The 4385-nt window shown below is 71.3% G+C and carries 2 protein-coding genes; both read left to right on the forward strand.

Annotation, left to right across the window (positions count from 1 at the left end):
• Window positions 1-3025, forward strand: a 3025-nt coding sequence (locus LN042_RS36465) for a non-ribosomal peptide synthetase (protein WP_230055766.1), incomplete at its 5' end; no start/stop codon positions are given.
• The coding region (locus LN042_RS36470) for a condensation domain-containing protein (RefSeq protein ID WP_230055767.1) at window positions 3025-4385 on the forward strand (1361 nt) is incomplete at its 3' end. The genes LN042_RS36465 and LN042_RS36470, both read left to right, overlap by 1 nt.

Below are 4385 nucleotides of genomic sequence, written 5' to 3' on the forward strand. Positions count from 1 at the left end.
TGAGCCGTTCCAGCGGGTGCTGGCGGCCGACGAGGCCGGGTTCGAGCTGAGGGTCGTGGCGGTCGAGCCGGACGGGCTGGATGCGGCGGTGGCCGAGGCCTCGGGTCGCGCGTTCGACCTGTCGGCGGAGATCCCGCTGCGGGCGACGCTGTTCGCGGTGGCGCCGGAGGAACATGTGCTGGTGGTGCTGGTGCACCACATCGCCAGTGACGGCTGGTCGACCGGTGCGCTGGCGAGGGACATCTCCACGGCGTACACCGCTCGACTGGAGGGCCGCGTGCCCGACTGGGCCGCGCTGCCGGTGCAGTACGCGGATTATGCCTTGTGGCAGCGGGAGTTGCTCGGTGACGAGCAGGACCCGGACAGTGTGCTCTCCGGTCAGGTGGCGTATTGGCGCGAGGTACTGGCGGGGGCTCCGGAGGAGTTGGAGCTGCCGACCGACCGCAGGCGCCCGGCGGTCGCCTCGCACCGTGGGCACGAGGTGCTGCTGGACGCCCCGGCCGAGCTGCACGCGCGGGTGCTGGAGGTGGCCCGGGAGCGGGGGGTGACCCTGTTCATGGTGCTGCAGGCGGCGTTGGCGGTGACGCTGAACCGCCTGGGTGCGGGAACGGACATCCCGATCGGGATGGTGATCGCCGGGCGTACCGATGAGGCGCTGGACGATCTGGTCGGGTTCTTCGTCAACACGCTCGTGTTGCGGACCGACCTGTCCGGTGATCCGACCTTCGACGAGGTGCTGGAGCGGGTCCGGGAGACCAGTCTCGGAGCCTTCTCGCACCAGGACGTGCCGTTCGAGAAGCTGGTCGAGGAGCTTTCCCCGGCCCGTTCGATGGCACGCCACCCGCTGTTCCAGGTGATGCTGACCGTCCAGAACACGGGGTCGGCAGGGCTGGAGCTGCCCGGTCTGAGCGCCGACCGGGTGTCCGCCGGTCCGGTGCTCGGCAAGTTCGACCTGGACCTGAGCCTGGGTGAGGCGTTCGATGCCGAGGGTGCGCCGGCTGGCTTGCATGGTGTGCTCCTGGCGGCGGCGGACTTGTTCGACGCGGCGATGGCGGAGCGTCTCGGGGCGCGGCTCGTGCGGGTCTTGACCGCGTTGGTCGAGTCTCCCGCGGCGCGGGTCGCAACCGTGGACGTGCTCGATCCGGCGGAGCGCCGGCGGGTCGTCGAGGAGTGGAACGCCACGGCGCAGGCAGTGTCGCCCGCCACCGTGCCGCAGCTTTTCGCGGCCCAGGTGGCCCGTTCCCCTGAGGCGATCGCCCTCGAATTCGGGGACGTGCGGCTGTCGTACGCGGAGCTGGACGCCCGGGCGAACCGGCTGGCGCGACTGCTGATCGGACGCGGAGTGGGCCCGGAGTCGCTGGTGGCGGTGCTGGCCGACCGCTCGGTGGAGCTGGTGGTGGCCTTCCTGGCGGTGTGGAAGGCCGGCGGCGCGTACCTGCCGATCGATCCTTCGCACCCGGCTGAGCGGGTCGCGTTCATGCTGGCGGACACTCGGCCGGCGTGTCTGCTGACCACCGAGGCGCTGGAGCGGTCGGTGCCCGCGTCGGGGCTTCCGGTCCTGGTCCTGGACGGGAAGGCGGTGGTCGCGGCCGAGGCCGATGTCTCGGATCCGGCCGACGCCGACCCCATCGGGTTGCTGCCGGAGAACGCGGCGTACGTCATCTACACCTCCGGCTCGACCGGACGCCCCAAGGGCGTGGTCGTCTCGCACGCGGGTGTCGCGAGCCTCATCCGCACCCAGCGCGAGCGCTTCGCCTTCGACAGCGACAGTCGGGTCCTGCAGTTCGCCTCGGTGGGCTTCGACGGCATCGTCTTCGAGGTGCTGATGGCGCTCTGCAATGGCGGCCGACTGGTGCTGGGCACCTCTCAGCAGCTGCTGCCCGGGCCGGACCTGGAGGCCCTGGTGGGCCGTCACAGGGTCACGCACCTGATCGCGCCGCCGGCGGCCCTCGGGGCGATGGATCCGCGCAGCCTGCCGTCGCTGTCGACGGTGGCCGCGGTGGGCGAGGCGCTGAGCGCGGACGTGGTGGCGCAGTGGGCCGACGGGCGGCGGTTCCTGAACGGGTACGGGCCGACCGAGACGACGGTGGCCGCCGCGATCTCGGCGCCCCTGCGGCCGCAGGAGGAGCCGACCATCGGCACGCCGATCGTCAACACCCGGGTGTACCTGCTGGACGCCACGCTGGCCCCGGTGCCGGTGGGCGTGGCGGGCGACCTGTACGTGGCCGGCCCGGGATTGGCGCGCGGGTACGCGGATCGCCCGGCTCTGACCGCGGAGCGGTTCGTCGCCTCGCCGTTCGCCGATGGTGAGCGCATGTACCGCACGGGTGACCGGGCACGGTGGACGGCGGACGGTCGACTGGTGTTCGCCGGGCGTGCGGACGAGCAGGTCAAGATCCGCGGGTTCCGCGTCGAACTGGGAGAGGTCCAGGCGGTGGTCGCGGAGCACGCGGGCGTGGCGCAGGCCGCGGTCGTCGCCCGCGAGGACACCCCGGGCGACCAGCGACTGGTCGCCTACCTGGTGGCCGCCGAACCGGCGGTCGGAGAGGAGAGGGGTGAGGTCGACGGTGCCGAGCTCGCGGAAGCGGTGCGCGGGTATGTCGCCGGGCGCCTTCCGCAGTTCATGGTGCCGTCGGCGGTGGTGGTACTGGACGCGTTGCCGGTGACGGTGAACGGCAAGTTGGACCGCAAGGCGCTTCCCGCGCCGGACTACGCGATGGTCGCGGGTTCGGGCCGTGGGCCGGCGAACGCGGAGGAGGAGTTGGCGTGTGAGGCCTTCGCGAGCGTCCTCGGGTTGCCCCTGGTCGGCGCGGAGGACGATTTCTTCGCACTGGGCGGCCACTCGCTGCTGGTGACGAAGTTGGCGAACCGCGTGCGCGCGGTGTCGGGCACCGAGGTGCCGCTCCGGGTGCTGTTCGAGGCACCGACGCCGGCCGGGCTTGCCAAGTGGCTCGCGGATCAGGCTGGACAGAAGAAGAAGGCAAGGCCCGCACTGCGGCCGATGCGTCACCAGGGGGAGTACTGATGATTCCGTTGTCCTTTGCGCAGCGTCGGCTGTGGTTCATTGACAAGCTGGACGGTCCGAACGCGGCCTACAACATCCCGCTGGCCCTGCGACTGACCGGTCAGCTGGACCGGCAGGCGGTCGCGGAGGCGTTGCGGGATGTCATCGGGCGCCACGAGGTGCTGCGCACGGTGTTCGAGGTGGCCGACTCGCAGCCGTACCAGCGGATCCTGAAGAACGAGGAGACCGGCTTCGAACTGGCGACCGCCGAGTTGGACCCGGCGGAGCTGGCCGCGGTGATGGCGGCTGCGACGGCCAAGACGTTCGATCTCGCGACGCAGATCCCGTTCCGGGCCTCGCTCTTCGCAACGGGCCCGGACGAGCACGTGCTGCTGATGGTGATGCACCACATCGCGGTAGACGGCTGGTCGTTCGGCCCGCTGATGCGGGACATCTCGATGGCCTACGCCGCGCGGGCCGCGGGCCGGGTGCCTGCGTTCGAGCCGCTTCCGGTGCAGTACGCGGACTACGCGCTGTGGCAGCGGGAGGTGCTCGGTGACGAGGACGATCCGGACAGTGTGCTGTCCGGGCAGGTGGCGTACTGGCGCGAGGCCCTGGCCGGGGTCCCGGAGGAGCTGGACCTTCCGACCGACCGCCCGCGTCCTTCGGTGGCCTCGAAGCGGGCCGAGAGCGTGGAGCTGCGGGTTTCCGCCGAGACGCACCAGCGGTTGGCCGCGCTGGCCCGGGAGCGGGGGGCGACCCTGTTCATGGTGCTGCAGGCGGCGTTGGCGGTCACCCTGAACCGGATCGGCGCGGGCACGGACATCCCGATCGGTTCCGCGATCGCCGGGCGCACCGACGAGGGGCTCAATGACCTGGTCGGGTTCTTCGTCAACACCCTGGTGGTGCGCACCGACCTGTCCGGTGACCCGACCTTCACCGAGCTCGTCGACCGGGTCCGGGAGACCAGCCTGGGGGCGTTCGAGCACCAGGACGTGCCGTTCGAGAAGCTGGTGGAGGAGCTTTCCCCGGCCCGTTCGATGGCACGCCACCCGCTGTTCCAGGTCATGCTCACCGTGCAGAACAACGCCCCGGTGGTAGCGGGCGGCGGAGCCGGCCAGGACTCGACCCGGGTGCGCATCAGTCAGCTGCCCGGGGAGTTGGGCGAGCTGGCGGCGAAGTTCGACCTGGAAGCGATAGTGGGTGAGGAGTTTGATGCGCGGGGTGTGCCGGCGGGGTTGCGCGGCACGCTGATCGCGGCGGCTGACCTGTTCGATGCGGAGACCGCGCGGCGGATCGCGGGCTGGTTGGTCCAGGTCCTGGAGATGGTGACGGCGCAGCCGGGGACACGGCTGGCGGCGGTGGATGTGCTGGGTGCGGA

Origin of the sequence: Kitasatospora humi, from assembly GCF_020907985.1 — a bacterium.
GTDB classification, from domain to species: Bacteria; Actinomycetota; Actinomycetes; order Streptomycetales; family Streptomycetaceae; genus Kitasatospora; species Kitasatospora humi.